The organism is Glycomyces niveus (genome assembly GCF_017592475.1).
Lineage (GTDB): Bacteria > Actinomycetota > Actinomycetes > Mycobacteriales > Micromonosporaceae > Glycomyces > Glycomyces niveus.
The window spans coordinates 1-26,160 of record NZ_JAGFNP010000016.1 but is presented as its reverse complement, the minus strand read 5'-3'; the positions used below and the strand labels follow the sequence as shown (position 1 = coordinate 26,160).

Here is a 26,160-nt window from a genome sequence, read left to right as displayed (position 1 = left end):
CGGTTCCGGCCGCCCCTTGACTCGGGTACCGCGAGGTCCGCTCGCTTACGGTCCGTGTCGGTGCCGTGCCGTAGCTTGGTTGACGAGGGGGCCTGTGTGAAGGACAAATCCGGAATTCCGGAAATGTCCCGCACGCAGGCCCCCTCGTCAATTACCTATACCCCTCGGGTCCGACATCACCGGTCCCTGAGGCTTGCTCGCGTTACAGGCGGCCCAGGGCTTCGGCGAAGGGGGCGAGGCCCATCGAGCCGAGGTTGAGGGCGTCCGAGTGGAACTGCTTGAGGCTGAAGTCGGCGCCCTTGCGGTTCTTGTAGTCCTCGCGGGCCTGCATCCAGAGGCGCTCGCCGACCTTGTACGACGGGGCCTGGCCGGCCCAGCCGAGGTAGCGGTTGACCTCGAAGTGGAGCATGTCGTCCTCGATCGTGCGGGTGTGGGCCCGCATGAACTCGAACATCTTCTCGCCGTCCCAGGTCTCGCCGGCGCGCCAGCCGAACGGGTTGTCCTCGGGGATCGCGAACTCGCAGTGGAGGCCGATGTCGACCACGACGCGGGCGGCGCGGAAGGCCTGCGCGTCGAGCATGCCGAGGCGCCCGGCCGGGTCCTCGTCGTAGTAGCCGAGCTCGTCCATGAGCCGCTCGGAGTAGAGCGCCCAGCCCTCGCCGTGGCCCGAGCACCACATCATCTGGCGCTGGAAGCGGTTGAGGAGCTCGATGCGCGCCATGGTCTGGCCGACCTGGAGGTGGTGGCCCGGCACGCCCTCGTGGTACACAGTGGACTTCTCGCGCCACTTGCCGAAGAGCTTCTGGCCCTCCGGCACCGACCACCACATGGCGCCGGGACGGGAGAAGTCCTCGCTCGGCCCGGTGTAGTAGATCGCCCCGTCCTCGGTCGGCGCGATCTTGCAGTCGATGGTGCGGATCTGCTCGGGGATGTCGAAGTGCTTGTCCGCGAGGTCGGCGATCGTCGAGTCGGCGAGGTCCTGCATCCAGTCGCGGAACACGGCCTTGTCGGTCATGTTCTGCTCGGGGTCCTGGTCGAGGAAGGCCACGACCTCCTCGATGGACGCGCCGGGCTTGATCTTCTCGCAGGTCGCGCGCATGTCGGCTTCGATGCGGGCCAGCTCCTGCCAGCCCCACGCGTACGTCTCCTCGAGGTCGATCGCGGAGCCGATGAAGTACCGGGACGCGCGCGAGTACCGGTCGCGGCCGACCGCGTCGTTCTCGGGCGCCTGCGGGGCCAGCTCCTCGCGCAGGAACAATGCGAAACGGGTGGCGGCGTACCGGGCGCGGGTCGCGCCGTCGCTCAGGGCGATGCGCAGGGCCCCGGTCTTGATCGGCTGCCCGTCGACCGTGACGCCGTTGACCAGGTTCGCCCAGAAGTCAGTCTCGATGCCCTTGGCGCCGTTCCAGTTGTCGCAGTGCAGCGCGACTTCGAGGATCTGCCGCTTGGCGGCGACGCGCCCCTCGGCGGCCTCGGCGCGCAGCGTCTCGGTGTACTGCTCGAACGCGGTGGGGACGGCCTCGAGGCGGGCCGCGATGTTCTCGGCGGCCTCCTGGCCGTCCTTCGGCATGAGGTCGAAGATCTGCCGCACGCTGTGCACGGGGGAGGCGAGGACGTTGAGGCTCAAGTAGGTGTCGCCCGCCTCGTGGCGCTCCATCTGCAGGCGCAGGCGCTCGAGGATGGCCTCCTTGGCGACGCGCTCGCGCTCGTCCACGGGCTCGGCGGCCTCGAGGTCGGCGATCGCCTTGCGAGTCAGGGCGGCTTCGGCCTCGAGCCCGGCGGGCGAGAGGTCGTCGATCTCGTGGTCGTGTCCGGGGACGCCCATGCTCGTGGCCGTGAGGGGGCTCAGGGCGATGACGTCCTCTACGTACTGGTCGGCGATGCGATCGATGCTTCTCATGAAGTGGACTTTACGCGAGGGCGCCGGGCGAGCGCGACCTCGCTTTCGACCGCTTCGAGCCATCCGCCGGCCGCGCCGAGTTCCGCGAGCGCTTCGCGCGTGAGCGGGATACGTTGTGCCGCAAGGGGTTCCGGAGGCCAGTCCGCGCGACGGGCGCGGGCCTCGTCGAACCATTCACTGATTGAACTTGGCCAATCGGTGTACGCGTCGAGGTGCCGCCGCGCCGTCCCGAGTTCCGCGGCGAGGTCGTCGGCGGCCGCCATGAGCTCGTCGCGATTGCCTTCGACCATGCCTGTGAACAGGGTGGTCGGGCTGGCCGCGACGCGCGTGCCGTCGCGGAACGAGCCCGCCGCGAGGGTCCGGGCGAGCGGCTCGTCGGCGACGCGCACGAGCGCGGCGGCGACCAGGTGCTCCAGGTGCGAGATGCGGGCGGCGGCCCGGTCGTGCGCAGCGGCGGTGGCGGGCACGACGTGCGCGCCGATCGAGGTCCACAGCGCGGCAAGCGCGGTCCAGTCGCCGAGGTCGGTGTCCGCTTCGAGGCACAGCACCCACTTGCGGCCCCGGAACAGGTCCGGCTCGGCGGCGGCGAACCCGGCGGTCTCCTTGCCCGCCATGGGATGCCCGCCCACGAACCGGTGGCGTGCGAACAGCCGCGCGGGCTCGGCCTTGACCGAGGAGACGTCGGTGACCAGGCCGGTGTAGCCGTCCAGGGTCTCGGCGGCGACGGCCGCGAGGTGCCGGAACGGGGCGGCGACCACCGCGAGCTCGGTGCCGGCGAGGCCGGCGGGGTCGCCGGTGACGGGGAAGTGCGCGGCGGCGGCGTCGCGGGCGGCCGGGTCGGGGTCGAAGCCGAGCACGTCGTGCCCGGCCTCGGCGAGGGCGAGCGCGGCGGAGCCGCCGATGAGGCCGAGCCCGATGACCGCGACGCGCATCAGAGGTAGAGCCCCGTGCCGTCGTTGTCGACGCGCTTGGCGGCGACCGCGTGGATGTCGCGCTCGCGCAGGAGGAGGAAGGTGCTGCCCTGCAGCTCGACCTCGGCCTTGTCCTCGGGGTCGAACAGGACCCGGTCGCCGGCTTCGACCGAGCGCACGAGGGGGCCGACGCCGACGGCTTCGGCCCAGTGCAGGCGGCGGCCCATGGCGGCGGTGGCGGGGATGACGATGCCGGCGGCGGAGCGGCGCTCGGAGTCCGCGTCCTCGCGCACGAGGAGGCGGTCGTGCAGGAGCCGGACCGGCAGGCCGGTCGTGGAGTCCAACGGTGTATCGGTCACAGCGCGCCAGCTTACCGGCAGCGGCGCCGCGAAGCGCAGTGCGAGCGGGGAGTCTCACTCCCGGCCCACGGGGTCGGGTGTGGCGGAGTCGAGCGCCCCCGAATACCAGGGTGCCTCGTGGGTAGGACAATCCAGCGATCAACGAGTGCCACCGCCCCACGGGGTCGGGTGTGGCGGAATCGAGCACCCCCGAATACCAGGGTGCCTGGCGGGTACGACAATTCGTCGCCGAGCGCCGAGCGCCGAGCGCCGAGCGCCGAGCGCCGAGCGCCGAGCGCCGAGCGCCGAGACCTCCGTCGAAAACCAGTCGGTGCGACCGGACTGCGATCTCGGAGCCGGGCGGCCCCCGCCCTTCGCCGCGTGCCGCTTTCGGGCGTGCCCACCGTAACTCGGTACAGGCTGCTGTATCGGAAGAGTCGCACCGAACCGGTACGGTACGTGTTGACGTTGCACCCACCTCCTTCCGGAGGAACCGTCCTTGGAGAGACCGTGAGCCGATTCCGCCGCACCACCGCCCGGGCACGTCAGTTGTGGATCGGCATGCGCCTCAACCCGGTCACCGAACGCGCGCTCGCCGCGCGCGAGGCCGACGACGAACCCGAGATCCCCGTCGTCATCGCCGACGGGGTGGGCGACATACCGCCCGAACTCGACCAGTCCGGCGACGGCGAGCACCCCGAGCGCCGCTTCGTCCCCACCGGGCTCGCCGTGGCCGCCGCCTGGTCCTGGCGGCTCCTCATCATCGGCGTCGTGATCGCCGTCGCGCTCTACCTCCTCAGCTACGTCACCGTCGTCGTCATCCCCGTCGCGATCTCGTTCCTCCTCGCCGCGATGCTCCAGCCGGCCGCCGCCTGGCTCATCCGCCACGGCTGGAACAAGTCCCTCGCCTCGATCCTCATGCTCGTCGCGGGCCTCGCCGCCGTCGGCGCGATCCTCACCTTCGTCGTCCAGCAGTTCATCGCCGGCATCCCCGACTTCTACGACTCGATCCTCACCGGCCTCAAGGACGCCCAGGCCTGGCTCGAATCCGGCCCCTACGGCCTCGACGGCGCGCAGGTCGCCGTGTTCCTCGAGGACATCCAGGGCAACATCACCGACTGGTACGACGAGAACCAGCAGACCATCGTCCAGACCGGCCTCGACGTCGCCGGCTCGACCGCCTCCGGCCTCGGCAACTTCGTCACCGGCCTGTTCCTGGTCCTGTTCACCACCTACTTCTTCATCCGCGACGGCCGCAAGATCTGGACCTTCCTCACCGGGATGCTCCCGCGCACCGCCTCCGAGCCGCTCCGCTACGCCGGCGGCGTGGGCTGGTCGACCCTCGTGCAGTACATGCGCACCATCGTGGTCGTGGCCGCGGTCGACGCGATCTTCATCGGCCTCGGCCTCTACCTCCTCGAAGTGCCGCTGTGGCTGCCGCTGACCACGCTGATCTTCCTCGGCGCGTTCGTCCCGATCATCGGTGCGACGGTCTCGGGCATCATCGCCGTCGTCGTCGCCCTCGTCGGCACCCCGAACGGCATCGTCACCGCCCTCATCGTGCTCGGCATCGTCCTCGCCGTGCAGCAGCTCGAGTCGAACCTCCTGCAGCCCTTCCTGATGAGCCGCGCCGTCAAACTCCACCCGCTCGCGATCGTCCTCGCCGTCACCGCGGGCGGCTTCGTGTGGGGCATCATCGGCGCGCTCGTCGCCGTCCCGATCCTCGCGATCGTCAACGGCACCGTCCGCGCCCTCAACCGCTACCGCGAGGCCCGCCGCGAAGCCCAGGCCCGCGGCCTCGAAGGCGAGGACGCCACCGCCGAAGCGGTCAGAGTCAGCTCCGGAGGCGACCCCGACGACGGCCCCGGCCGAGAAAGCGGCAACGGCCGCAAGAACAGCACCGACGCGGGCGAGCAGGCGGCCCAGGAGGCATGAGCGCCAACGCGACCGCGACGAAGACCGCGAACAAGACCAAGAGCAAGACCGCCACCAAGGCCGAACGAGACGCCCTCGCCATCCTCGACGCCGCCGTCGCCGCCACCCCGCACGGCCAGGCCCGCGAAGGCCAGCGCGAGATGTGCGCGGCCGTCGCCGACTCGATCGCGAACAACCGCCACCTGCTCGTCCAGGCGGGCACCGGCACCGGCAAGTCCCTCGCCTACCTCTGCGCGGCACTCGCCGCCGGGGAGACCGTGGTCGTCTCCACCGCGACCCTCGCGCTCCAGCACCAGCTCGTCGCCGTCGACCTGCCGCGCCTCGTGGAGGCCGTCGAGCCCATGCTCGGCCGCAAACCGACCTTCGCGCTCCTCAAGGGCCGCCACAACTACGTCTGCAAACGCAAGCTCGCCGGTGAAGAGGACGAGGAGGAGGGCTTCCTCGAGGGCACCGAGACGCTGAAGTGGGCCGGGCAGCAGGCGTCCTTCTCCAAGCAGGTGCAGCGCCTCTTCGACTGGGCGAACGACACCGACACCGGCGACCGGGACGACCTCGACCCGGGCGTCTCCGACCGCGCCTGGCGCCAGGCCTCCACATCGGCGACCGAATGCGTCGGCGCGAACAACTGCCAGCAGGGGCCCGACTGCTTCGCCGAGCTCGCGCGCGCCCGCGCCCGCGAGGCCGACATCGTGGTCACCAACCACGCCCTGCTCTCGATCGACATGATGCACGGCCGCACGGTCCTGCCCGAGCACACCGTCCTCATCGTCGACGAGGCGCACGAACTGGTCGACCGCGTGACCGCGGCGGCGCGCGCCGAGCTGAGTCCGGCGCGGCTGCGCTGGCTGGCGCAGCGCGGCCGGCGCCTCATCGACACCGGTGTCGCCGACGAGCTCCGCGAGGCCGCCGACGAGCTCGAGAACGCCCTGAACTTCGCCGGGGAGCGGCGCTTCCCCGACGCCCTCCCCGAGCCGCTCGTCCAGGCGCTCAACCTGATCAACCGCGCCTGCGTCAAGGCGACGACGGTGCTGAACACCTTGGACGACGAGACTAAGAAGCAGCTGAGCACCCAGCAGGTCAAGGCGGGGATCACCGAGACGCAGACGACCGCGGGGCGCTGCGCGGCGCCGTCGCCCGACGACGTGATCTGGTCCGAGCCGCACGGCCCGACCCTCGTGGCCGCCCCGCTGTCGGTCGGCGGCCTGCTCACCGAGCGGCTGTACGAGGAGCGCGTCGTGATCGCCGCGTCGGCGACGCTCGCACTGGGCGGCCGGTTCGACATGGTGGCCAGGGGTCTCGGCCTGCCCTCGCCGACGGGCGAGGAGGACCGCAAGCGGGCCGTGTCCCCTGCGGAGGGCGAGGTGACGCCCGGCGGCCCGGGGTGGGACGCGCTCGACGTCGGTTCCCCGTTCGACTACCGCAAGCAGGGCATCCTCTACGTGGCGGCGTCGCTGCCGCGCCCGACCGCGTCGGGACTGTCGGACGAGTCGGGCAAGGAGCTGGTGCGCCTGGTCGAGGCGAGCCGCGGTGCGGCGCTCGGCCTGTTCTCGTCGAAGAAGGCCGCCGAGGCGGCGGCCGAGCTGCTGCGCGCGCAGACCGACTACGACATCCTCCTGCAGGGCGAGGAGACCCTGGCGAGTCTCGTGAAGCGGTTCAAGGAGGAGGAGTCGACGTGCCTGCTCGGGGTGATGAGCCTCTGGCAGGGGGTGGACGTGCCGGGCATGACCTGCCGCCTCGTCGTCGTCGACCGCATCCCGTTCCCGCGCCCGACCGAGCCGTTGACGGCGGCGCGGTCGGAGGCGGCGGACGCGGCGGGCCGCTCGGGGTTCGCCGAGGTCTCGGTCCCGGCCGCGGCGATCCGGCTCGCGCAGGGCGCGGGACGGCTCATCCGCCGAACCACCGACCGGGGCGTGGTCGCGATCCTCGACTCGCGGCTGGAGACGAGCCGCTCCTACGGGAAGTTCATGCGGGATTCCCTGCCGCCGTTCTGGTACACGACGAAGTCCGATTCGGTCGTGGGCGCATTGGGGCGCCTCGCCGAGACCGCGAATGACTGATGCCGAACGCTGATTGAGAGCCGCCCGCTCTGGGCACCCGTCTTGCCGACACGGCAAGAAGGGCGCAGTGGGGTGCGTTGCGAGCGCCCCGGAAGTCAAAGGTGAACAGAAGGTGAATTCAAATGAAACCTTTGCATAACCCCAGCTTGGAGCGGTTTCGTGGAGTCTCACACAGGAGACTTCACGAGCTTGTGTCGCGTTCACCTGGATGTTAACTTCGCGGTGACGATTTCCACCCGTCCCCTGAGCCGATCGGTACAGTGAGGACAGTCAAAACGACCGAAAGCAGGGGTGCCCAGTGCGGTTCTCGCTGAAGCCTCAGGACGACGCGTTCTACGCCTTCTTCAACGACGCGGCGGACAACATCCGCCGGGGCGTGTCGATCCTGGCCGAACTGGGCGACGAGTCGGCCGACTACCAGAAGATCTCCGAGCGCCTCGTCGACGTCGAGCACGACAACGACCAGCTCACCCACCGGCTCTTCAACAAGGTCAACTCGACCTTCGTCACGCCGATGGACCGCACCGACATGTACCACCTGGCCGGCAAGCTCGACGACATCCTCGACCACATCGAGGCCGCCGCCAACCTCGTCTACCTCTACGGCCTCTCCGAGCTGCCCGCCCTGCCCCGCGAGATGATCGAGCAGATCACCGTCCTCGTCTCCCAGGCCGAGCTCCTCGCCGAGTACATGCCGAAGCTCAAGGGCCTCAACGCCTCGATGAAGGAGTTCTGGGTCGAGTGCAACCGCCTCGAGAACGACGGCGACCGCGCTTACCGCATGCTCCTGGTGCGCCTGTACTCCGGCGAGTACCCGGCCCTCACCGTCATGAAGCTCAAAGAGGTCGCCGACGAGCTCGAGGCCGCCTGCGACTCCTTCGAGTCGGTCTCCAACGTCGTCGAGTCGGTCTACGTCAAGGAATCCTGAACGTGGACACTGTCCTCATCGCCGTATTCGGCTGCATCGCCGCGGCGCTCCTCTTCGGCTACACCAACGGGTTCCACGACTCCGCGAACGCCATCGCCACCTCGATCTCGACCCGCGCCCTCAAGCCCCGCGTCGCGCTCGGCATGGCCGCGATCGGCAACTTCATCGGCGCCCACCTCGGCGCGAAGGTGGCCAAGACCGTCGCCGAGGGCATCGTGTCCCTCCCCACCGGCCTCGACGGGCTCCTCATCGTGATGTCCGGCCTCCTCGGCGCCATCACGTGGAACTTCATCACCTGGTACTTCGGCCTCCCCACCTCCTCGTCGCACTCCCTGTTCGGCGGCATCGTCGGCGCGACCATGGCCGGCGGCTGGCTCATCATGGGCAACGCCAACGTCTGGGTGCTCTGGCACGGCATCGTCGAGAAGATCGTGCTCCCCACGGTGATCTCCCCGCTCGTGGGCTTCGCGCTCGGCTTCCTCGTGATGATCGCCGTCTACTGGCTCTTCCGCCGCGGCCGTCCCGACAAGCTCAACCGCGGCTTCCGCCACGCCCAGACCGCCTCCGCGGCCGCCATGGCCCTCGGCCACGGCATGCAGGACGCCGCGAAGATCATCGGTGTCATCGTCCTCGCCCTCTACGTGGGCGGCATCCAGGACGACGCCACGCACATCCCGCAGTGGGTCTACTGGGTCTCGGCCGCCGTCATGGCCGCGGGCACCTACGCCGGCGGCTGGCGCATCATCAAGACCATGGGCCGCAAGATCATCGACCTCGGCCCGCCCCAGGGCTTCGCGGCCGAGACCGTGGCCAGCTCGGTGCTGTACGCCAACACCTACCTGCTCGGCGCCCCCATCTCGACCACCCACACCATCACCTCGGCGATCATGGGCGTCGGCTCGACCGGCGGCAAGCGCGCCGTGCGGTGGGGCGTGGCCCGCTCGATCGTGATCGCGTGGATCATCACGTTCCCGATCGCGGCGCTCGTCGGCGCCCTGTTCTACCTGCCGATCCAGTTCATCGGCTAGGACGCTTCCGCGCGCGGCCCGGCTTCGGCCGGGCCGCTGTCGTTTCAGCCGTTGCGCACTGGAAACGCCCGATCTGGGTTAGCGTGATGGCATGTCCATCCAGCGCTTCGGGAAATGGGACTTCAGAGCGGTCGACTCCACGTCGGCCGCTCGCGCTCTCGCCCGCCTCCGCAAGCAGGGCGCTCCCGCCGAGCCCGAGCGCGCCGCCGCCGTCGTCCTCCTCCGCGAGGCCCCGCTGCGGGTGTTCCTGCTGCGGCACGCCGCGAAGGAGCCGTTCGGGCTCCCCTCGATCGGGCGCGCCGACACCCTCCAGGTGCGCGAGCGCTGGTCGCACCTCGACGTCGACCACTACGAGCACGCCATGAACGGCCCGCGCGGCGGCGCCCAGTACGGCTTCCCGGGCGGGCGCCACAAGCCCGACGACCCCGATGTGGCCATGACCGGCCTGCGGGCCGTCGAGGAGGAGACCGGCGCGATGGTCGCCCTCCAGCGCGCCTGGGCGCGCTGGGTGACGCCCGAGTACGAGCCGGTGCGGTTCGACTCGTGGATCTACGTGGCGACGCTCGCCGAGGGCTTCCAGCCGCGCATCCGGGTGCGCGAACCGGAGTACGCGACGTGGATCGGGCCGGAGCAGGCGGTGTGCCAGTACGGCGGCCAGATGTCGATCCCGGAGGCGACCACGCTCGCCGAGCTCGCGCGGTACTCGACGGTGGGCGAGGTATTCGCCGCCGCCGAGCAGCGCGACATGGCGCCGATCCTGCCGCGCGTCGCCGTCGACGGCGAGGACGCCCGCCTGGTGCTCCCCGGCGAAGAGGGCTACCCGACGGACGCGCTCGCCGCGGCCTGAGTCGCATTTCCGAAATTACGGAAATGTCCCTAACGCAGGCCCCCTCGTCAACCAACGTACCGGGACGGTCCGACAGGGGCGGCAAGCGAGCGATCCTTGCGTTATCGCAGGCGCTTCGCCCACTGCACGTCGGTGCGGACGACCTCGAATCCCTGCGAGCGGTACAGCTTGACCGCCTTGGCGTTCGACTCGTCCGCGTACAGGTCCACCTGCCGGATGCCGTGCGCCGCAAGGTGGGCGAGCCCGGCGAGCGTCAACGTCCGGCCGAGGCCGGTGCCCTGGGCGCGCGGGTCGACGCCGAGCACGTAGACCTCGCCGACGCCCTCCTCCACTTTCGTCCAGTGGAAGCCGAGCAGCCCCTCGTCGTCCTCGGCGACCAGCAGGCCGTCCGGGTCGAACCAGACCTCCTCCTGACGGGCGGCGAGATCCGCTGCGGTCCAACGGCCCTGCTCCGGGTGGGTGGCGAACGCCGCCGCGTTCACCCGCAGCCACTCCGCCTCGTCCCGCCCGACCCTGAAGGGCCGCAAGCGCACCCCGGCGGGCAGCACCGCGGCCGGGCCGTCGCCGACGGGCCAGTTGCGGCCGATGCCCTCCGGCCACGCCGCGGGCCAAGCGAATCCGTCCAGGTCGCGCGAGAACTGGTACAGCACGCGGTCGCGCGTGAAGCCGTGCTTTGCCGCGAACCGCTGCGAAACGGGCAGATCCCCGTGCGCCCACACCCGCAGATTCGTGATATCCGCCTCAATCCAATCCAGGACGTTGGCGAGCAGCCGGCTCCCGACCCCCTTGCCGCGGTGCGCCGGATCGACCGCGATCTCGGCCTCGGCGGCGTCCCCGACGAGCGCCGCGCCCGCGTACGCGATCACCGTTTCACCAAGGGGCACAACGAAATGCCTGCGATGCTTCTCAGGACGGCGGGAGAGCGCGAGGGTGGTCTGCTCGTTGAACGGGGCGACGCCGTCGACCTCCTCGCAGCGGTGCGCCATCGTAACGATTCTGTGAATATCCCGACCCGGAAGTGAAGCATGTTGCGCCATGGGGTTACCCTAATCGTGGACTCAGCACCGTGCCGGGGTGCTGAGTCCTTTTTCATGCCCAGGGTTCGAGGGCGCAGCTCGTGAACACCCCAGGCGCACAGCGCTGCCGAGGTCGGTTCGATCGGATACTCGCGCAGATGCGCCGGAAATGTCGCCGCCAGAGAACGGCGGCGGATGGCGGAGAGGGTGGGATTCGAACCCACGAAGAGCTTTGACACCCTTGGCGGTTTTCAAGACCGCTGCACTAGTCCACTATGCGACCCCTCCAGGGCCTGTGAGGCAAGCGCCAATCTATCAAACCGCGGTCAGGGCCGCTCTGACTGGACGCAGCAGGTGGAGCAGGTGCGGTTGCCCTCGATGGTGAGCGCGAGGCAGCAGGTGCGCCGCCGGTAGACCAGGCGGCCTTCCTCGTCGGTGCTGATGTCGACCAGGTCGCCGACGTCGAACAGCTCCAGCAGGGTCTTGGCCACCACGTCGTCAGGGTCGGGCACGACCTGCGCGATCGACGCGACCGCGTACGCGATGCCGGAGGCGACCGAGCCCATCAGGGTCCGCCGGCCGACCCGGGCGTTCGCGAGGAACGCGTCCAAGACCGGGACCAGGTGGCCCTCGAACACGGTGGCGCGCAAGCGGTCCAGCAGGACCGACCCGTTCGCGACCACTTCCACGTCCGGGTGCGCGGCGCACGGATCGTGCGGCAGCGCCAAGAACTTCGGGCGGCGCTGGCGCACCGAGAACATCGGGGCGTCCTCGGCGACGCGGAAGACCGCGTTGGCGGCGTCGAGGACGGGGACGCGGCGGGCGGCGACGTAGCCGAGCACGACCGGCGCGAGCGTCCAGTAGCAGTAGGTCTTCCAGGCGAGGGCCGCATTGGCGTGGGCCGAGCCGCCCCACAGCGCGGCGGCCGTGCCCATGAGCTCGTCGATCCGCTTCCCGGCGGCCAGCTCGGCGGCGGGGAACTCGACGCCGTCCCGGACGGGCGCGCCGTCGAGCCAGGCGCGTACGCCCGCGAGCGGATGGACGCTCACCTCGCGGTCGACGCGGTCGGCGGCGGTGCGCAGCGCGTCGACGGGGTTCGTGACCAGGGGCACGGCGGGACGGCGATCGAGCGCGGTGGAGCTCAAGACCAGAGCCTCCGCAGTCGCGAGCCGCATAGCGTACCCCTCTCAGGTAAGGACTGGCTAACCTTACCTGATTCGTCGCCGCCAGTGTCAACAAACTGACAGACACGGGGCCGCGACAGGGTGTAGGAAAGCGAGGTGCCGTGAACGGTGAGCGTCGCCGAGTGGGATGAGCCTCACAGCACCTCGCCTCGCACGATGATCATCCCCGCGCCGGGCGCGACCGCGTCGCACACTCGGTGCGACGGCCCGCATTCCCGCCTGCGGCCCCGGGCGTGTCGCGCCCGCGTCCGAGTTCTGGCAGGCTGGAACGCATGCCGAACCCCGAGACCGCGCTCGCCGACGAACCGGCGACGGCCCCGCCGCTGCTCGCGCCCCGCGTCGTCAAACGCGAGATCCTGATCGTCCTCGCGCTCTCGCTGGGCGCGTCCGCGATCTGGTCGATCGTCGACATCATCGGCACCCTCACCGAACCGGGCGGCCTCGCCGACAGCGTCCAGTCGATGAACTCGGCGAAGGCCGAGGCCGAGCGGCCCTGGTACGACCTCGCGCAGCAGCTCGTCAGCCTCGCCCTCGCGATGGCGCCGGTCGCGCTCGCCCTGCACTTCCTCAGCCTCGACCGCGGCAACCCCTTCCGCGCCATCGGCCTCGACGCCCGCCGCCCCGGTTTCGACCTGCTCAGCGGCGCCGGCCTCGCCGCGTGCATCGGCATCCCCGGGCTCGGCCTCTACTTCACCGCCCGCGCGCTCGGCCTCAACGCCTCGATCGCCGCGGCGAACCTCAACGACGTGTGGTGGGCCGTCCCGATCCTCGTCCTCGCCGCGCTCAAGAACGCGGTCATCGAAGAGGTCGTCGGCCTCGGCTACCTCGTCACGCGCCTGCGCCAACTCGCCTGGGGCGTCCCCGCGATCATCGCCGCCCACGCCCTCCTGCGCGGCACTTACCACCTCTACCAGGGCTTCGGCGGCTTCATCGGCAACGTCGTCATGGGCGCCGTCTTCGCGCTCTTCTACCTCCGCTGGAAGCGCACCGGGCCACTGATCTGGGCCCACACCCTCCTCGACATCGCGGCCTTCGTCGGATACCTCCTGGTCGCACCCCACGTGAGCTGGCTCTGACCGACCCGAACCCGCTTGGGCCTGCGAGCACCGGACCGGTATGCTCTGTGCTTGGTACGCGCTCCGGCGCGTCCTGGAGGATTCGCATAGTGGCCTAGTGCGCCCGCCTGCTAAGCGGGTTTCGGGTGATACCCGATCATGGGTTCAAATCCCATATCCTCCGCCACAAAGCCCCGCTGACCTGCGGAAACGCAGGCTCACCGGGGCTTCTTCAATGCCAGGCCTTCGACTTTGACCCGAATGTTCGAATGAGCGGTTGCAAGCCGTTGAACTGCGAAAACGCCTGGACACGGGATCGCGTCGTCCAGCCATGACCCGTTCCGTCCAGCGGTGTCCCGCCCATCTTCCGCCGAATACCCGCCAAAGTTTTGTGCCCAACCCGACTGCGGCCTTGATCTGGTCTGGAGACAGCGGATGCTTCTGGTCGATGGCGACGGCAACGGTGTGACCCTCGAGACCGATTCGCATGGCGCCGACCCGATAGCGGGCGGTTCGCACCACGTCGGAGAGGGCACCGTCGAGATCGACCGGATGTTCGGCGACCTCCCATCCCCGGCAACCGCGGCGGCAGCGATGGCTTGCAGGATGCGCAGGCACCGCTCCCGCGCTCCTGCCAGCACGGTGAGCCGTTCTGGGGAGTCCCTTAGCCGAGCGGCGACTGGATGAAGGTCGTCCAACTGCTCGGAGACGATGACGGGCGGCAGGTCCAAGTTGCGTTTCCGGCCGGTGCGTATGGCGGTGGTGAGTCGGATGGTCAGCGTGCCGGTGCTGCCGAAGCTGCTGGTCTCGATCCGATGCCCTTCGGGTACGAGATGGTGCCGTTTGGCGTAGTCGACGGTCGTTCGCCGTCGCCGCTGCTCCGACTCGGTGAGGGAGAACAGGTCGATGGCACCGTCTCGAACCAGTCGCGTCACGAGCGCCGATGGGATCGTCTCGCCGTTCGCCAGAAGCCGCCGTTCGGGAGTACCGCGACCTGCGCTCCGCAGCCCCTCCAGCGTCGGACGACTCCGCAGACCCAGGGCAGCCACGTTGGTGTTGAGGCTGGACAGCCGACTCTGCATCACCAGCCTCGATGTCAGGGTGGCTGCCGTGTTCGAGGTAGTAGCGGCCGGCATCGGTTACCGTCGCCCGCCAGCGGCCTCCAGCCCTGCTGACAGTCACCAGACCACAAGCCTGCAACGCTCGTAGACGCCGAGCTATCTGCGAAAAAGGTCAGATGAATAACTGCAAACCATCCCATTTTCAGCGTCCCCCACCGATTCTCATAGGGCTTTTGACCTCTGAAGCCCGAATCACCGCTGCACTGTGAAGATCCTGGCGTCGGGCCCCGCCGGGAGCTTGACGACCGGCGTCTCGCCGTCGGTGCGGATCGTCCACTCCGGCAAGGCGATCGGGTAGACCTGCTTCAGGTCCCGCCCGCGCAGCCCTGGCAGCTCGACCTCCGCAGCCTCACCGCGCGACCACAGCGCCAGCAGCGACTCAGATCCGGTGTCGAGCTGCAAGGCGATCACCTCGTCCCCCCAGCCCGGAAGTCCCAGCGGCCACACCGGATGCGACCCGGCAATACGATGCCGCCAGTCCTTATGCAGCGCAACCGCTTCGCGTACCAGCGCGGACTGCTCCGCGCTCAACTCATTGAGGAACCCAGAGAGGTACAGCCGACCCATGACCCCAGCCGTCATCGCGAACGCCGTCTCCTCCAGGCTCATCGCGGCGGCCGGATATGCCCAGTTTCCCGCCTGCTCGGGCAGGACGCTCGCAGGCGCCGCCGCCGCGATCGGCACGTACTTCCGGAAGTCCTCCTGGTCCGAGGTCGACTGCAGATGCGCCACCGAAAGGATGCCGTAGTCCATGCGCAGCGCACCCGAACCGCAATTCTCGAACAGCACTCCCGGATGCCGGGCGTGCACGCCGACCAACCAGTCGCGGAAGGCCCGGGTGTGACCGAGCAGCCCTGCCCCCGGCGCGTCGGCGTCCACGTCAGTCCCGCCGCCGATGTTCCGGTTGTAGTCGAGCTTGATGAACTCGAGCCCGAACTCGTCCACCAACCGGTCCACCGTCTCGTCCAAGTGCGCGCGCGCCGCCGGATGCCGCAGGTCGAGCTGGAAGTTCCCCGCCACGATCACCCGCTCACCGAACCGCTGGAAGAACGCCTCTTCCGGCAACCGCTCCGCCATCGCCGACTCGACCCCGACCGACTCCGGCTCCAACCACAACCCGGGCCGCATGCCGTTGGCGCGGATGGCGTCGACGACCGACGACAAGCCGCCGGTGAACCGCTCGGGAGCCTCGAGCCACTCGCCCGCACCGATCCACCAGGCGCTGCCGGGCACGGCGTACCACCCGGCGTCGATGCAGAAGTACTCCGCGCCCGCCTCGGCCGCCGACTCGATGAGCGGCAGCAGCTTCTCCGTCGACGGCTCGCCCATGAGCGTGTTCATGTAGTCGTTGTAGACCACCGGCAGCCGACCGTCGACCGGACGCACCTCACGGATCGCACGCCGGTAACCGGTGAGCGCCGCGAAGGCCGCGTCCCGGCCGCCGTCGGCGACGCAGAGCCCCGCCGGCACCGAGGTGAACTCCTCGCCCGGCGCCAGCCTCGCGGCGAACTGGTGGTGCCTCTCGGTCGCGCCGTACGCGCCCACGGTCACCGTGGCCCCGGTCTGCGCTGCCTCCCAGTGCCAGCCGGCGCTCGTCTCGACCTGCCACGCGATCGAAGGGACGGTCTCGGCCGCGAGGACCCCGGTCGGCAGGAACGAACCGGTCGACCAGCTCCCATGGCTGGTCAGCGAGAAGAGACCGCGCGGGTGCTGGCCGCCGTGCATCGCGGGATCGGTGTCGGGCAGCAGCTCGCGCAAGGGGCGCTGCCGCCAGCGCCCCTCGGCCCGCCATTCGGTCTCGCCCCAGAGGAGGTCGTGCCCGCCGTCGCCGGTCACGGCCACGAGCGCCGAGCTCACCGAGAGCAGTACGAGACTCCGGTCGGCCACGTTGCGGACGGTGTGCCGGATCTGGAGGCCCGGTCCGGCGGCGCGGAAGACACTGAGCACCTCGACGCCGAACTCCGGTGCGCGCTGGCGGATCCGCAGTTCGGTCTCATCCGATTCGTGGCCCGCGTAGCGGAGCCGCTGCCCGGCGCTCGCGTAGAGGAGGCCCTGGTCGTCGCTGGCGTCGTGCTTGACCCCCGCGGTGGTGACGTCGATGATCGCCCAGGGCTGGGCCGCTGACGGCGCCTCGGGTGCGGTCGCGAGGCGCACGAGCCGCACGGGCCGGCCGTCGCGGTGGTCGAACTTCAGGTGGAGCCCGGGGAGGGCCCACTCGAAGACCGGATCCTCGTCACGGTGCGACGTGGCTTGCGATGTCATTTACCACTCCACTCTCGATTGTGGGGCCTTGCTCTGGTTCCTCGCTATTTCTCGGTGAGGACGCGGATGGCCATGTGCTGGCGGCCGGGGAGGGGGACGCGGACGGTGCCCTCGGCGGAATCGGTGAGGCGTTCGACGGTCATGTTCCAGGTGTCGATCACGTCGACCGCGCAGCGCTTGCCTTCGGGGAGTTTGAGTTCGCGGAAGCGGGGGCGACTGAACCCGAGGTAGGTGATCTCGTATTCGCCGGCGGCTCCGCCGACCGGCGCGTCCCAGTTGGAGGGGAGCGGGTCGAGGACCCCGGTCGGCGACGCGGCGATGACTTCGCGCAGGAAGGCCATGCGGGCGGGGCTGGTGCCGACGAGTGCGCCGCCTTTGGACCACCAGAGTTCCTCGGCGTCGTTGAGGTAGGTCTCGCCGTGCGCGACGTAGCCGCCGCGTACCGCGCCCTCCCAGCAGCGCCGGGTCAACTCCTCGCCGGAGATGTTCCCCCAGCCCTGGTCGATGTCGCCTTCGTAGGCGCACTCGTCGATCACGACCGGTTTGCCCCAGCGCTCGCGCCACTCGTCGGTGAACTCGGCGGTCCGGTAGGCGTCCTGGCGCTGGATGCTGGCGTGGGTGATCCACGGTTTGGCGTAGTCGTAGAACGGGCCGCAGTTGTGGATCGAGTTGAGGTGCCCGTGCGGGTCCTCTTCGGTCACGACGGTGGCCAGGCGCTCCCAGTCGTCCTCGGTCTTGGCGCCCATCATGTCGTACTCGTTGGCCATGGACCACCAGACGTTCGCGTAGGCCGCGAGGCGCCGAACGGTGTAGCGGATCAGCCGGTCGTCGGCTTCGGCGCCGAGGTCGGCGAATCCCCACCGGTCGTAGGGGTGGAGGAGGATGACGTCCGCTTCGATCGCCATGTCCTGCAAGGCGGCCACTTCCTGTTCGAACCGTTGGAAGAACGCCGGGTCGAACCGGGTCGTGTCCCAGCCGTCCTTGGCCGAGCTGGGGAAGGGGTAGCGCTCGGGCTCGTCGTGGTTGTACTGGTACCACTTGGGCAGCAGGCACATCCGCACCTTGTTGAACGGCCCCGCGGCCAGGGTCCGGCGGGTCTGGTCCCGCAGGCGCTCGACCTGGTGGGTCCACGCGTAGGCGGTGGTGCCGACCGGGACGTAGCGGGTGCCGTCGCTGTGCGCGAAGTGGAAGCCTTCGGCCCGGACCGGACCATGGGTGCCCGGTGCCGGCGCGGTGCACGTGAACTCACCGGTCGCGCCGTCGAGTGCGGGGACGTTCGAGGCGGTCGTGAAGGTCCACCGCCCCTCGGTGTCGGGCATGAAGCGGATCCGGTAGGTCCCGTCGCCGTCGTAGAACCCCCCGACGCGCATCTCCCGCTCACCGTCGTCGAAGACCGCCGCCAGGTCGACGTCGGTGAACGGGTTGCCGTCGGCGGGGCCGTGGAGCGCGACTTCGTACACGCCCCAGCGGGTGCAGGTCTCAGGTGCAGCGGGCTGGTTCATCGGTTCCTCTCGGAGGGGAATCGCGGCCGAGTTCTTACGGGTGGCCCAACTTACTACGCCGAGCGCGGTCGTCCAAGGCCGAATCGCGCGGGCGGCCGACGACGGGCGGCCCGTGCTCGGGGGGCCACCCAGCCGAAGGCGCTGCTCGACGTGAACGGGCCTCCCTCGCGGAGGCCCGATCCGTTCTGGCTAAACGGCGAAGCGCCACCAGTCCACATTGAATAGGAAACCGCTGCCGCCGGAGAAGTTCAGGTACAGGTCGCGGGTGCCGGTCGCGCCGCTGACCGGGCAGGTGACGTCCGCCCAGGTCTGCCAGCCTCCGGTGCCCGAGACGGTGCATCTGCCCACGACAGGGCCGCTGGGGCCGTCGACCCGCAGCTCGATCGTGCCGCCGCCGGTAGCCGAGGCCACGCGGGCGGTGAACTGGCGCGCGCCGGTGCCGAAGGCGACGCCCCTGACCTTGATCGAGTCCCCGTTCTCGATCCAGCCGACGTTCATACCGCCGGCGGCGGTCCACTCGGTCTCGACCCCCGTGGCCCAGGCGATCGTCTCGGCCTCTTGGCGCACATAGGGATTGAGGGTCCCTACTTGCGGCGGCCCGGCTGTGGTCATGTTCATCTGCGGGATCGTGTCGTCGGGGTTGTAGACGAACTTCTCGACGGCCACGGACCTGGTGAAACCGCCGCCGCCGGGCAGGGCGCCGTTGTGGTAGAAGAAGTACGACGATCCCTTGAAGTCGATCACGCCCGGGTGGTTGGTGAAGGCGTTGCCCTGTGCCGGCATGACCGTGCCCCGGTAGGTCCACGGCCCGGTCGGGCTCGGGGCCGTCGAGTAGGCGATGAACTCCTGGCAGCACTGCGCGGCGAAGACGTTGTAGTACAGCGATCCGCGCTTGTAGACCCACGGCCCCTCCTCGTAGAGGGTCGGCCGGTCCGTGCCGCCGGGGCGGGTGCCGAAGCCCTCCGTGGTGAGGGGGATCTTGGTGGGGGAGCCCGAGTAGGAGATCATGTCGGCGTTGAGCTTCACGTACCAGAGGTTCGGGTTGCCCCAGTAGAGATAGGCCTGCCCGTCGGTGTCGATGAAGACCGTGGGGTCGATCTCGCCGTTCATGACGAGCGGGTGCCCGAGGGCGTCCCAGAACGGGCCGGTGGGGCTGTTGGAGACGGCCACGCCGATCGCGAACTGGCCGGTGGTCCGCTCCGACGTGGGGACGTACCAGTAGAACATGCCGTTCCGTTCGATGGCCTGGCCCGCCCAGGCGTTCGCGCCCGCCCAGCTGAACGTGTCGAGGCTGAGCGGCGAGCCGTGGTCGGTCCAGTTGGCCATGTCGTCGGAGGAGTAGACCCGCCAGTCCTTCATATTGAACGAGGAGGTCGAGCCGTCCTCGTCGTGCCCTGTGTAGAGGTAGACGCGGCCGTTGTGGACCAGCGGCGCGGGGTCGGCGGTGTAGATGGTCTGGACGATCGGGTTGTCGGCCTGTGCCGGGTCGGGCGCTGGGTCGGCGGCGGCGCTCAGCAGGGCCGCGACGAACGCTGCGGCCAGCGCCGCCGCGAGGCGGCGTCTCGGTCGGGGTGTCTTCATGGGGAACCTCTCCGGCGCTCGCGCGCCAACGGGTGTCGCGCAGGATGCGCGAATCGGGTGTTGCGGGTGCTTATGCGGTGACCGTGAAGCGTTTGACGGTGATGGCGCCGCCGAGGGATCGGGTGGCGTGGTTGAAGACCGCGAACCGTGGGCCCATGAAGAACGCGGGGCTGGTGCCGAGGGTGTGCGCGGTCCCGAGCGGGATGAAGTTCGATCCGTCTTCGCTGTAGGAGAAATGCGCCTGCCGTTCGGCGCCTGGTCGGATGTCGGCGGTGACCCGCAGCCAGACGGTGGACCCGCACAGTTCGGCGCTCGCGCGTTCGATGCCCTTACCGACGGTGTTGAAGCCCGAGTCCATGGTGTGGCCGTCGGTCATGGAGATGCGGGTGACGCCGTTCTCGCGGCGCAGGCCGATCCAGGCCGAATCGTTGCGGAGCACCGCCAGACCGGCGCGGTCGCCGTCCGCCATCTGGGCCGGGTCGAGTTCGACGGTGGCCGTGGAAGAAGGACCTTGGATGCGGTGGGTGAGCGTGTTTCGGGCCTTGTAGAGATCGTCCGTGACCGTCGCGGTCTGGAGCCTGAGTCCGTTCCCGGTGGACCACTTGGTGTCGTCGGGGTTGTGGTTCCATTCCCACTTGGCGGCGAGCGTCGCGGTGGTGAACGTGTCGGTACCGATCATGGACGGCACGGGATGCGGGGTGAGGTTCGGGAACGGGTACGTCTGCCCCCAGGCGCCGTTCACCGTCTGCACCTGCGGCCAGCCGTCTGCGGTCCAGGTGATCGGGGCGAGCGCGGGCACCCGCCCGCCGGGGTAGGCGTCGACGAACCCCATGTAGTACCAGTCGCCGCCGGGTGTGGAGACGAGGCCGCCCTGGTGCGGGATGCCGCCGCCGGGGATCGGTCCGGGCATGTCGAGCAGCACCTCCCGGATTTCGTAAGGGCCCCAAGGCGATGAGGACTTAAGGATGTACTGGCCGTTCGGGGGCTTGGTGAGGAACATGTAGTAGCTGCCGTTGATCTTGTAGAACCTGGCGCCCTCCAGGCCGCCGATCTCGGACGGGCTGGAGAAGACGTGCTCGTTGCGGACCTCGGTCTTGCCGTCGGCCGAGAGCTGCGCGACGTAGAGCTCGGTGTTCCCGTACGCGACGTACATGGTGTCGTCGGTGTCGACGAGCATCCCGGCGTCGTAGTACGAGCGGGGGAACTCCGCGTGGCGGGTCCAGGGCCCGGCCGGGTCGGTGGCGGTGTACATGAACGAGCGGTGGAAGTCGATCTGGCCGAGCCAGTAGAAGCGGTTCTCGCTGGCGCGGTGCGTGAGCGAGGAAGCCCAGATGCCGACGATGTAGCGGTGGCCGCCGTTCAGGTCGTACCAGTCGCTGAAGTCGAGTCTCGGCACAGAGTGGCCGATGAACTCCCAGTTGACGAGGTCCCGGGAATGCAGGACCGGGGCTCCTGGCGAGTAGTGCATCGTGGACGCGGTCATGTAGAAGTCCGAGCCGACTCGGATGAGCTCGACGTCGGCGAAGTCCTGCCAGATCACAGGGTTCGTGAAGCTCGTCTGCTGAGCTTCGGCTGCGGTGAACGGGTTGAGCGCGGTAGCGGCGGCGGCCCCGGCGAGCACGCCGGCTCCTCTGATGAGGATGCGTCGGCGACTCTTGGGGGTTTCCATCCAGGCCATGGAGGTCTCCTTGATCGAGGTTCGCTTCCCCGAACGTTGGCGATGCGTCGGGTCATGGACATGCGGGCTCATTGCCAGGGATGGGACCGGGCGGCCGCGGACCGGTGGGTGCGTCGCCCGGTCCGGTCCCAGTCGGTCAGTCGGCAGAGGCCGCCGCGATGTCGGCGAGGACGGTGTCCGCGCCGCAGGTGGCGCCCACCGGGACGAGCGAGAACTGCTGGTTCGCCGCGCCCGTCGGCGTCCACTGGCGGATCGGATCACCCGCTGTTGTGGACCAGCCGTAGACGTCGAGTGCCTTGCCCGAGTTGCGGTTGATGAAGGAGTAGTAGCCGGCCGAGTCCTTGTTGACCTGCCACTGCTGGTTGGTGCCGTTCAGGTTGGTGTACTGGGCGACGGTGGCGCCGTCGGCGGTGCTGAAGTCCCAGACGTCGAGCACCAGCCCGGAGTGGCGGGCTTGGATCCGGTAGTAGCCGTTGCCGCTGTCGATGAAGCGGAACTGCTGGTTGGGATTCGCCCAGTTGGTGTACTGGGTGAGGGTCGCTCCGGTCGCGGTCGAGACGCCCTGGATGTCGAAGGCCAGGCCGGAGTGGCGGGAGACGATCGTGTACCAGTCGCTGGTGCTCGGCGGCTGCGCCTCGGCGCGGTCGGTGTGGAAGGCGACCAGTGCGGCGGTCGCGATCACGATCGCCGCAGCGAGCGCTGCCATGCCTCGGGTCCAGCGGGACAGGATCGAGATATCGGGTGCGTCCGATGCCATCGGGTGCTCCTTAGTGAATGCGCGGACAGGGAATGAGGGTTTCGTGAGGGTTAGCACTGGGCGCTTTCTCCAAGTGCCGGAGGGAGGTTCAGGACGGTCAGCAGGAGGCGCCGCCCTTGAGGGTCAGGAGCGCGAGGCGGTACGGGAGCTGTGAGTACTCCATGCCGTCGGTGCTCGGGTCGCGGCCCTGGTATAGGAACTGGAGGTTGCCGGTGTCGATCTGCATGGTCTGGTCGTTGCCTTGCCGGATGAGTTCACCGTGGCTGATGTCCGCCGTCCACTTGCCATCGGGGAACGTCACGTTCGCGATCCCGGCGAACGGAGCGCTCTGGTCGCCGGCCTGCAGCTGCCACTGCCCGGTGAGGCCGTCGGCGAGGTACGAGCGGTAGTAGCGGCCGTTGGAGCCCATCGCCTCCCAGATCAGCAGGTACTGGTTGGTGTTGTCGACCTTGTAGACCGCGCCGCCCTCGAAGAGGAGGTCGCGCGTGTCCTGCAGGACGATCTGGGTGTTGCGGAAGCCGTTCGGGAACTCGCCGATCGTAGTCTCGGAGCGGTACACGCGCCCGTCGTCGTCGGCGGCGAACAGGTAGCACATGCTGTCGTCGCAGATGTTCCAGAAGTCCAGCCACCCGCCGCTGTTCTCTTCGACGACGGGAGGCGTTTCGTCGATGAAGTTCTTCGGCGCCGACCAGCTCATCGGGTCGGCGGGGTTCTTGCTGGTGGAGTACGAGGGCGGCCCGGTCTGGTAGACGAGGTACCACTCGTCGTCCGGCGCGAAGTGGAAGAGCTGCGGAGCGGCGGCGTACCGGGAGCCGATGTTCGGGTTGGTGTCCAGAAAGGTCACGGGCGCGTCCGCGGCCTGCGACCAGTCGGAGAAGTGGGTGAAGGCCAGGCTCCAGTGCCCTTCGGGAGTGTTCGCCACGGTGTTGTAGACGAGCCACTCGTCGTTGTAGCGGACCACGGTGGGGTCCTTGGCGGAGACGACGTTGTGCGTCGCGTCCGGCTTGGGGCCGATGAGCGGTCCGGTGGACTCCCACTGGTAGGAGGTCGGCAGGGCCTGCGCCCCGACCTCGTCGGCGCTGCCGGTCCCGGCATCGGTGGTCTGGGCGTTGGCGATGAGTGCACTCGAGGCCAGCGTGGTGGCCACGGCGATCGCGGTCGCCGCTCCCAGCACGCGATTTCGCGGTGTTCTTTGCATGAATTTCCCTTCCGTGAGCAGGCAGAACCGCTTGTTATCGCTCACATGACACGGGGTGGGTCTGAAACATCTGATGATTGTTCGGAGATTCGAACTATAGAGAAATCTCGATATATAGTCAACGGGTTGACGAAAAGTTTGTTGGTACACCTAGCGTTAAGCGCTTGCTTTCGGCCCTCGTTTTCTCGCTCGCTTCCCCAAGGCCTGCAGGCAATCTCGGAACGCGTCTGCGCTGCGGCAGGCGGCCGACGAGGCCGTATCGAGGATCAACCTATTGACAAAGTTTGATCGTTCAACTTAATGTGGGGGCGCACAAGGAGATCGACCCCCCTCCAGCGGCGAACGCCGCGCCCTCACGGTATCCACCCTCACAAGGAGAACCGTGACAAATTCAGTCACTGTCCGTAGAAGACGACTGCGCCTCGGCGCGATCGCCGCAGCAATCACCGCCCTGACCGCGGGCCTGATCGGCGCCACAAGCGCCAATGCAGAAAAGCCGACCGCCCCGCCGGACCACGCGGTCACCGCCATGGAGCAGGTCGCGGCCATGCAGCCGGGCTGGAACGTCGGCAACACCCTCGACGCCTTCGGCGGCGACACCGGCGGTGAGACCGCCTGGGGTAACCCGCTGATCACCGAGGAACTCCTCCAGACCATCAAGGCCGAGGGCTACAACTCGATCCGCCTCCCGGTGGCCTGGGATTACGAGCACACCGGCCCGGCACCGGACTACACGATCTCCTCCGAGCGCATGGAGCGCGTAGCGCAGGTCGTCGACTGGGCGATCGCGAACGACCTCCAAGTGATGGTCAACATCCACGACCAGATGTTCACCAAGGAGCTGCCGGACGACCGCGAGAACGTGCTGGCGAAGTTCAACTCGATGTGGACCCAGATCGCCGAGCGGTTCAAGGACTACCCGTCCGAGCTGTCCTTCGAGAGCATCAACGAGCCGCAGTTCCCCACTGACACGGCCAACCAGGACGCCCACACCGCCACGCTCAACGTCAACTTCTACGAGACCGTCCGCGCCACCGGCGGGAAGAACGCTGACCGGCTCCTGGTGCTGCCGACGTGGGTCACCAACTCCGAGCAGCCGCACCTGGACGCGCTCAAGGCCACCATCGACGAGCTCGACGACGACATGATCGCCGCGACCGTCCACTTCTACGGGTTCTATCCCTTCAGCGTCAACGTCGCCGGGGTCACCACCTATGACGAGGCGACCCAGCAGGACCTCGAGAACACCTTCCAGCGCACCAATGACACCTTCGTCGACAACGGCGTGCCGGTCATCGTCGGGGAGTGGGGTGTCCTCGGCTACGACTACACCCGCGGCACCGTGCCCAACTCGCCGCAGTACGGCGAATTGCTGAAGTTCTTCCAGGCCACCGCGCACCAGGCCGTCGAAGAGCAGCTGACCTTGATGCTGTGGGACGCCGGTTCGTACCTCAACCGCCACACCCTGGAATGGCGCGACCCGCTCCTGAAGGCGTACATGGACTCAGGTTTTACGACGCTTTCGGGCACCGCCTCGTTCGACTCGATCTACCTCGAGAAGGCCGGGACCATCGCCGACGAGTCGCTCACCCTCAACCGCAACGGCCTTGACTTCGAGGGCCTGTGGCAGGGGGACACCGCACTTACCGAGGGCGCTGACTACACCGTCTCCGGTGACACGCTCACCCTGACCGCCGCCGCGCTCACCCGTCTCGCGGGCGACCGCGCTTATGGCACCAACGCGACCATCGAAGCCCGCTTCTCGGACGGCCTGCCTTGGGCGATCCACATCATCACCTACGACAAGGCGCAGCTCTCGGATGCGTCCGGGACCATGGACGGCGAACCTTGGTCCGGGTGGGAGCCCTGCAACTCCTCGTGCTTCGCGATCCCGACCGAGTTCAACGGCGACCAGATCGCCACGATGGAGGCCAAGTACGCCGACGGCACCAACGCCGGGCCCCACGACTGGACCGCTTACAAGGAGTTCTGGGCGACCTACCGGCCCGACTACGATGCCGGCACGATCAGCCTCACCCCTGACTTCTTCAACGCGGTCAGGGACGACGAGCCCGTCACCCTCACGTTCCACTTCTGGGGTGGCGGCACGATCGACTACACGGTCACCAAGACCGGCACGACCGTGACCGGAACCAATCCTTAAGCAGCAACCTGCGAGGCGGCGTGGGCACTCAGGCGCCCACGCCGCTCCGGAGATCACTTGCGGGCTTTCGGAAACGACCGTGAAGGCGACACTCGACGCGGCAGTTTAACTGCTAGGTGCACCAACGAACTTCCGTCGAGCCGTTGACTACGCATAGAGATATCCCGATAGTTCGAATCGCCGAAAAGAATCATCAGATGTTTCGGGACTAGATTTGCGATATGTGAGCGATAACAGTCATTCTCTGTACCCACCTCCGCTGATGAAATCGGCCGCACGCGATTTCTCGATCCTGTCCCGTTGGACCGAGGCATGGCCGCGCTCGCGGCGGCCTCCGCTGACTGACTGATCCGGGACCGGACCGCGGTGGCGCACCCGCCAGTCCGCGACCGCCCGGTCCGGTCCCACCCGTAGCAATGATCCTGCATCTCCATGACCCGACGAACCTCAGCTAAGGAGGCCATCATGGCCTGGATGGAAACCCCTAAGAGCCGCAGGCGGATGCTCATCGGCGGGGCCGGCGTGCTCGCCGGGGCCGCCGCCGCGACCGTACTCAACCCGTTCACCAACGCTGCTGCGGCCGCCACGGTGGACACGTCCGCCTGGTATGTGCTGGTGAACCGCACCAGTGGCAAGGCCCTGGACGTCAGCGGTGCCTCCACCGCCGACGGGGCCCTGCTGCAACAGTGGACCCGCAC

General features: G+C 68.7%; 20 protein-coding genes and 2 tRNA genes. 9 read left to right on the top strand and 13 right to left on the bottom strand.

All coding sequences use genetic code 11. The features are described from left to right. Positions 1-202 precede the first annotated feature (202 nt). Genes J5V16_RS22215 through J5V16_RS22205 form a run of 3 tightly spaced genes read right to left on the bottom strand, consistent with a single transcriptional unit; the run spans position 203 to position 3,170 of the window. Entirely contained in the window at positions 203-1,900 is a 1,698-nt protein-coding gene (locus J5V16_RS22215; protein WP_208499183.1) for a DUF885 domain-containing protein, read from the bottom strand. Next, on the bottom strand, positions 1,897-2,832 hold the full coding sequence (locus J5V16_RS22210; RefSeq protein ID WP_208499181.1) for a prephenate dehydrogenase: 936 nt from the start codon (positions 2,830-2,832) through the stop codon (positions 1,897-1,899). Before J5V16_RS22210 ends, J5V16_RS22215 begins: the two co-directional genes overlap by 4 nt. Continuing rightward, entirely contained in the window at positions 2,832-3,170 is a 339-nt protein-coding gene (locus tag J5V16_RS22205; protein ID WP_208499179.1) for a GroES family chaperonin, read from the bottom strand. The genes J5V16_RS22210 and J5V16_RS22205 overlap by 1 nt, the downstream gene beginning before the upstream one ends. Positions 3,171-3,659: 489 nt before the next feature. Here J5V16_RS22205 and J5V16_RS22200 point away from each other — a divergent pair, with 489 nt between their 5' ends. The 5 genes from J5V16_RS22200 (at position 3,660) to J5V16_RS22180 (ending at position 9,944) form a co-directional block, all read left to right on the top strand. Beyond that, positions 3,660-5,084 (top strand): AI-2E family transporter, encoded by a 1,425-nt coding sequence (locus J5V16_RS22200; RefSeq protein ID WP_208499177.1) that lies wholly within the window; start codon positions 3,660-3,662, stop codon positions 5,082-5,084. After that, a complete protein-coding gene (locus tag J5V16_RS22195; protein ID WP_208499175.1) occupies positions 5,081-7,141 on the top strand; it encodes an ATP-dependent DNA helicase in 2,061 nt (686 codons plus the stop codon). Before J5V16_RS22200 ends, J5V16_RS22195 begins: the two co-directional genes overlap by 4 nt. A 298-nt stretch (positions 7,142-7,439) precedes the next feature. Continuing rightward, entirely contained in the window at positions 7,440-8,069 is a 630-nt protein-coding gene (locus tag J5V16_RS22190; RefSeq protein WP_208499173.1) for a DUF47 domain-containing protein, read from the top strand. 2 nt (positions 8,070-8,071) lie between these two features. Further along, positions 8,072-9,097, top strand: coding sequence for an inorganic phosphate transporter (locus J5V16_RS22185; RefSeq protein WP_208499171.1), 1,026 nt, complete (start codon positions 8,072-8,074; stop codon positions 9,095-9,097). Positions 9,098-9,188: 91 nt separating this feature from the next. Beyond that, complete coding sequence (locus J5V16_RS22180) at positions 9,189-9,944, top strand: NUDIX hydrolase (RefSeq protein ID WP_208499169.1); 756 nt, start codon at positions 9,189-9,191, stop codon at positions 9,942-9,944. A gap of 101 nt (positions 9,945-10,045) precedes the next feature. On the opposite strand, the gene mshD is transcribed toward J5V16_RS22180, so the two are convergent. The 3 genes from mshD to J5V16_RS22165 all read right to left on the bottom strand — a co-directional run bounded on the left by mshD (position 10,046) and on the right by J5V16_RS22165 (position 12,105). Continuing rightward, the gene (mshD, locus tag J5V16_RS22175; protein WP_208499168.1) at positions 10,046-10,930 is read right to left on the bottom strand and encodes a mycothiol synthase; all 885 of its coding nucleotides are present in this window, start codon (positions 10,928-10,930) and stop codon (positions 10,046-10,048) included. A gap of 226 nt (positions 10,931-11,156) precedes the next feature. Beyond that, a tRNA-Ser gene (locus J5V16_RS22170) sits at positions 11,157-11,248 on the bottom strand. A 38-nt stretch (positions 11,249-11,286) separates the two neighbouring features. Beyond that, positions 11,287-12,105, bottom strand: coding sequence for a hypothetical protein (locus J5V16_RS22165; protein WP_208499167.1), 819 nt, complete (start codon positions 12,103-12,105; stop codon positions 11,287-11,289). Positions 12,106-12,416: 311 nt separating this feature from the next. Here J5V16_RS22165 and J5V16_RS22160 point away from each other — a divergent pair, with 311 nt between their 5' ends. Both J5V16_RS22160 and J5V16_RS22155 read left to right on the top strand, forming a co-directional pair. After that, complete coding sequence (locus J5V16_RS22160; RefSeq protein ID WP_208499166.1) at positions 12,417-13,220, top strand: CPBP family intramembrane glutamic endopeptidase; 804 nt, start codon at positions 12,417-12,419, stop codon at positions 13,218-13,220. A 75-nt stretch (positions 13,221-13,295) separates the two neighbouring features. Next, positions 13,296-13,386, top strand: a tRNA-Ser gene (locus J5V16_RS22155). A 31-nt stretch (positions 13,387-13,417) separates the two neighbouring features. On the opposite strand, the gene J5V16_RS22150 is transcribed toward J5V16_RS22155, so the two are convergent. The 7 genes from J5V16_RS22150 to J5V16_RS22120 form a co-directional block, all read right to left on the bottom strand. Then, positions 13,418-14,281, bottom strand: a complete 864-nt coding sequence (locus tag J5V16_RS22150) for a hypothetical protein (protein ID WP_208499165.1) — start codon at positions 14,279-14,281, stop codon at positions 13,418-13,420. 231 nt (positions 14,282-14,512) lie between these two features. Then, complete coding sequence (locus J5V16_RS22145; protein WP_208499164.1) at positions 14,513-16,582, bottom strand: glycoside hydrolase family 36 protein; 2,070 nt, start codon at positions 16,580-16,582, stop codon at positions 14,513-14,515. A 44-nt stretch (positions 16,583-16,626) separates the two neighbouring features. Beyond that, entirely contained in the window at positions 16,627-18,084 is a 1,458-nt protein-coding gene (locus J5V16_RS22140; protein ID WP_208499163.1) for a DUF5605 domain-containing protein, read from the bottom strand. A 189-nt stretch (positions 18,085-18,273) separates the two neighbouring features. Further along, entirely contained in the window at positions 18,274-19,665 is a 1,392-nt protein-coding gene (locus J5V16_RS22135) for a glycoside hydrolase family 43 protein (RefSeq protein ID WP_208499162.1), read from the bottom strand. Positions 19,666-19,735: 70 nt separating this feature from the next. Beyond that, positions 19,736-21,343, bottom strand: coding sequence for a glycoside hydrolase family 43 protein (locus J5V16_RS22130; protein ID WP_208499161.1), 1,608 nt, complete (start codon positions 21,341-21,343; stop codon positions 19,736-19,738). Between the two features lie 136 nt (positions 21,344-21,479). Beyond that, positions 21,480-22,100, bottom strand: coding sequence for an RICIN domain-containing protein (locus tag J5V16_RS22125; RefSeq protein ID WP_208499160.1), 621 nt, complete (start codon positions 22,098-22,100; stop codon positions 21,480-21,482). Positions 22,101-22,197: 97 nt separating this feature from the next. Then, a complete protein-coding gene (locus J5V16_RS22120) occupies positions 22,198-23,298 on the bottom strand; it encodes a non-reducing end alpha-L-arabinofuranosidase family hydrolase (RefSeq protein ID WP_208499159.1) in 1,101 nt (366 codons plus the stop codon). Positions 23,299-23,680: 382 nt separating this feature from the next. On the opposite strand from J5V16_RS22120, the gene J5V16_RS22115 reads away from it, so the two are divergent. Next, positions 23,681-25,462, top strand: a complete 1,782-nt coding sequence (locus tag J5V16_RS22115) for a cellulase family glycosylhydrolase (RefSeq protein ID WP_208499158.1) — start codon at positions 23,681-23,683, stop codon at positions 25,460-25,462. Between the two features lie 474 nt (positions 25,463-25,936). After that, positions 25,937-26,160, top strand: a 224-nt coding sequence (locus J5V16_RS22110) for an RICIN domain-containing protein (RefSeq protein ID WP_408612512.1), incomplete at its 3' end; no start/stop codon positions are given.

Bases quoted from the DNA above. Each gene is read 5' to 3' on its own strand.
- J5V16_RS22215 (WP_208499183.1), bottom strand. From the start codon at position 1,900: ATGAGAAGCATCGATCGCATCGCCGACCAGTACGTAGAGGACGTCATC.
- J5V16_RS22210 (WP_208499181.1), bottom strand. From the start codon at position 2,832: ATGCGCGTCGCGGTCATCGGGCTCGGCCTCATCGGCGGCTCCGCCGCG.
- J5V16_RS22195 (WP_208499175.1), top strand. From the start codon at position 5,081: ATGAGCGCCAACGCGACCGCGACGAAGACCGCGAACAAGACCAAGAGC.
- J5V16_RS22180 (WP_208499169.1), top strand. From the start codon at position 9,189: ATGTCCATCCAGCGCTTCGGGAAATGGGACTTCAGAGCGGTCGACTCC.
- mshD (WP_208499168.1), bottom strand. From the start codon at position 10,930: ATGGCGCACCGCTGCGAGGAGGTCGACGGCGTCGCCCCGTTCAACGAG.
- J5V16_RS22160 (WP_208499166.1), top strand. From the start codon at position 12,417: ATGCCGAACCCCGAGACCGCGCTCGCCGACGAACCGGCGACGGCCCCG.
- J5V16_RS22150 (WP_208499165.1), bottom strand. From the start codon at position 14,281: ATGCAGAGTCGGCTGTCCAGCCTCAACACCAACGTGGCTGCCCTGGGT.
- J5V16_RS22145 (WP_208499164.1), bottom strand. From the start codon at position 16,582: ATGACATCGCAAGCCACGTCGCACCGTGACGAGGATCCGGTCTTCGAG.
- J5V16_RS22140 (WP_208499163.1), bottom strand. From the start codon at position 18,084: ATGAACCAGCCCGCTGCACCTGAGACCTGCACCCGCTGGGGCGTGTAC.
- J5V16_RS22135 (WP_208499162.1), bottom strand. From the start codon at position 19,665: ATGAAGACACCCCGACCGAGACGCCGCCTCGCGGCGGCGCTGGCCGCA.
- J5V16_RS22130 (WP_208499161.1), bottom strand. From the start codon at position 21,343: ATGGCCTGGATGGAAACCCCCAAGAGTCGCCGACGCATCCTCATCAGA.
- J5V16_RS22125 (WP_208499160.1), bottom strand. From the start codon at position 22,100: ATGGCATCGGACGCACCCGATATCTCGATCCTGTCCCGCTGGACCCGA.
- J5V16_RS22120 (WP_208499159.1), bottom strand. From the start codon at position 23,298: ATGCAAAGAACACCGCGAAATCGCGTGCTGGGAGCGGCGACCGCGATC.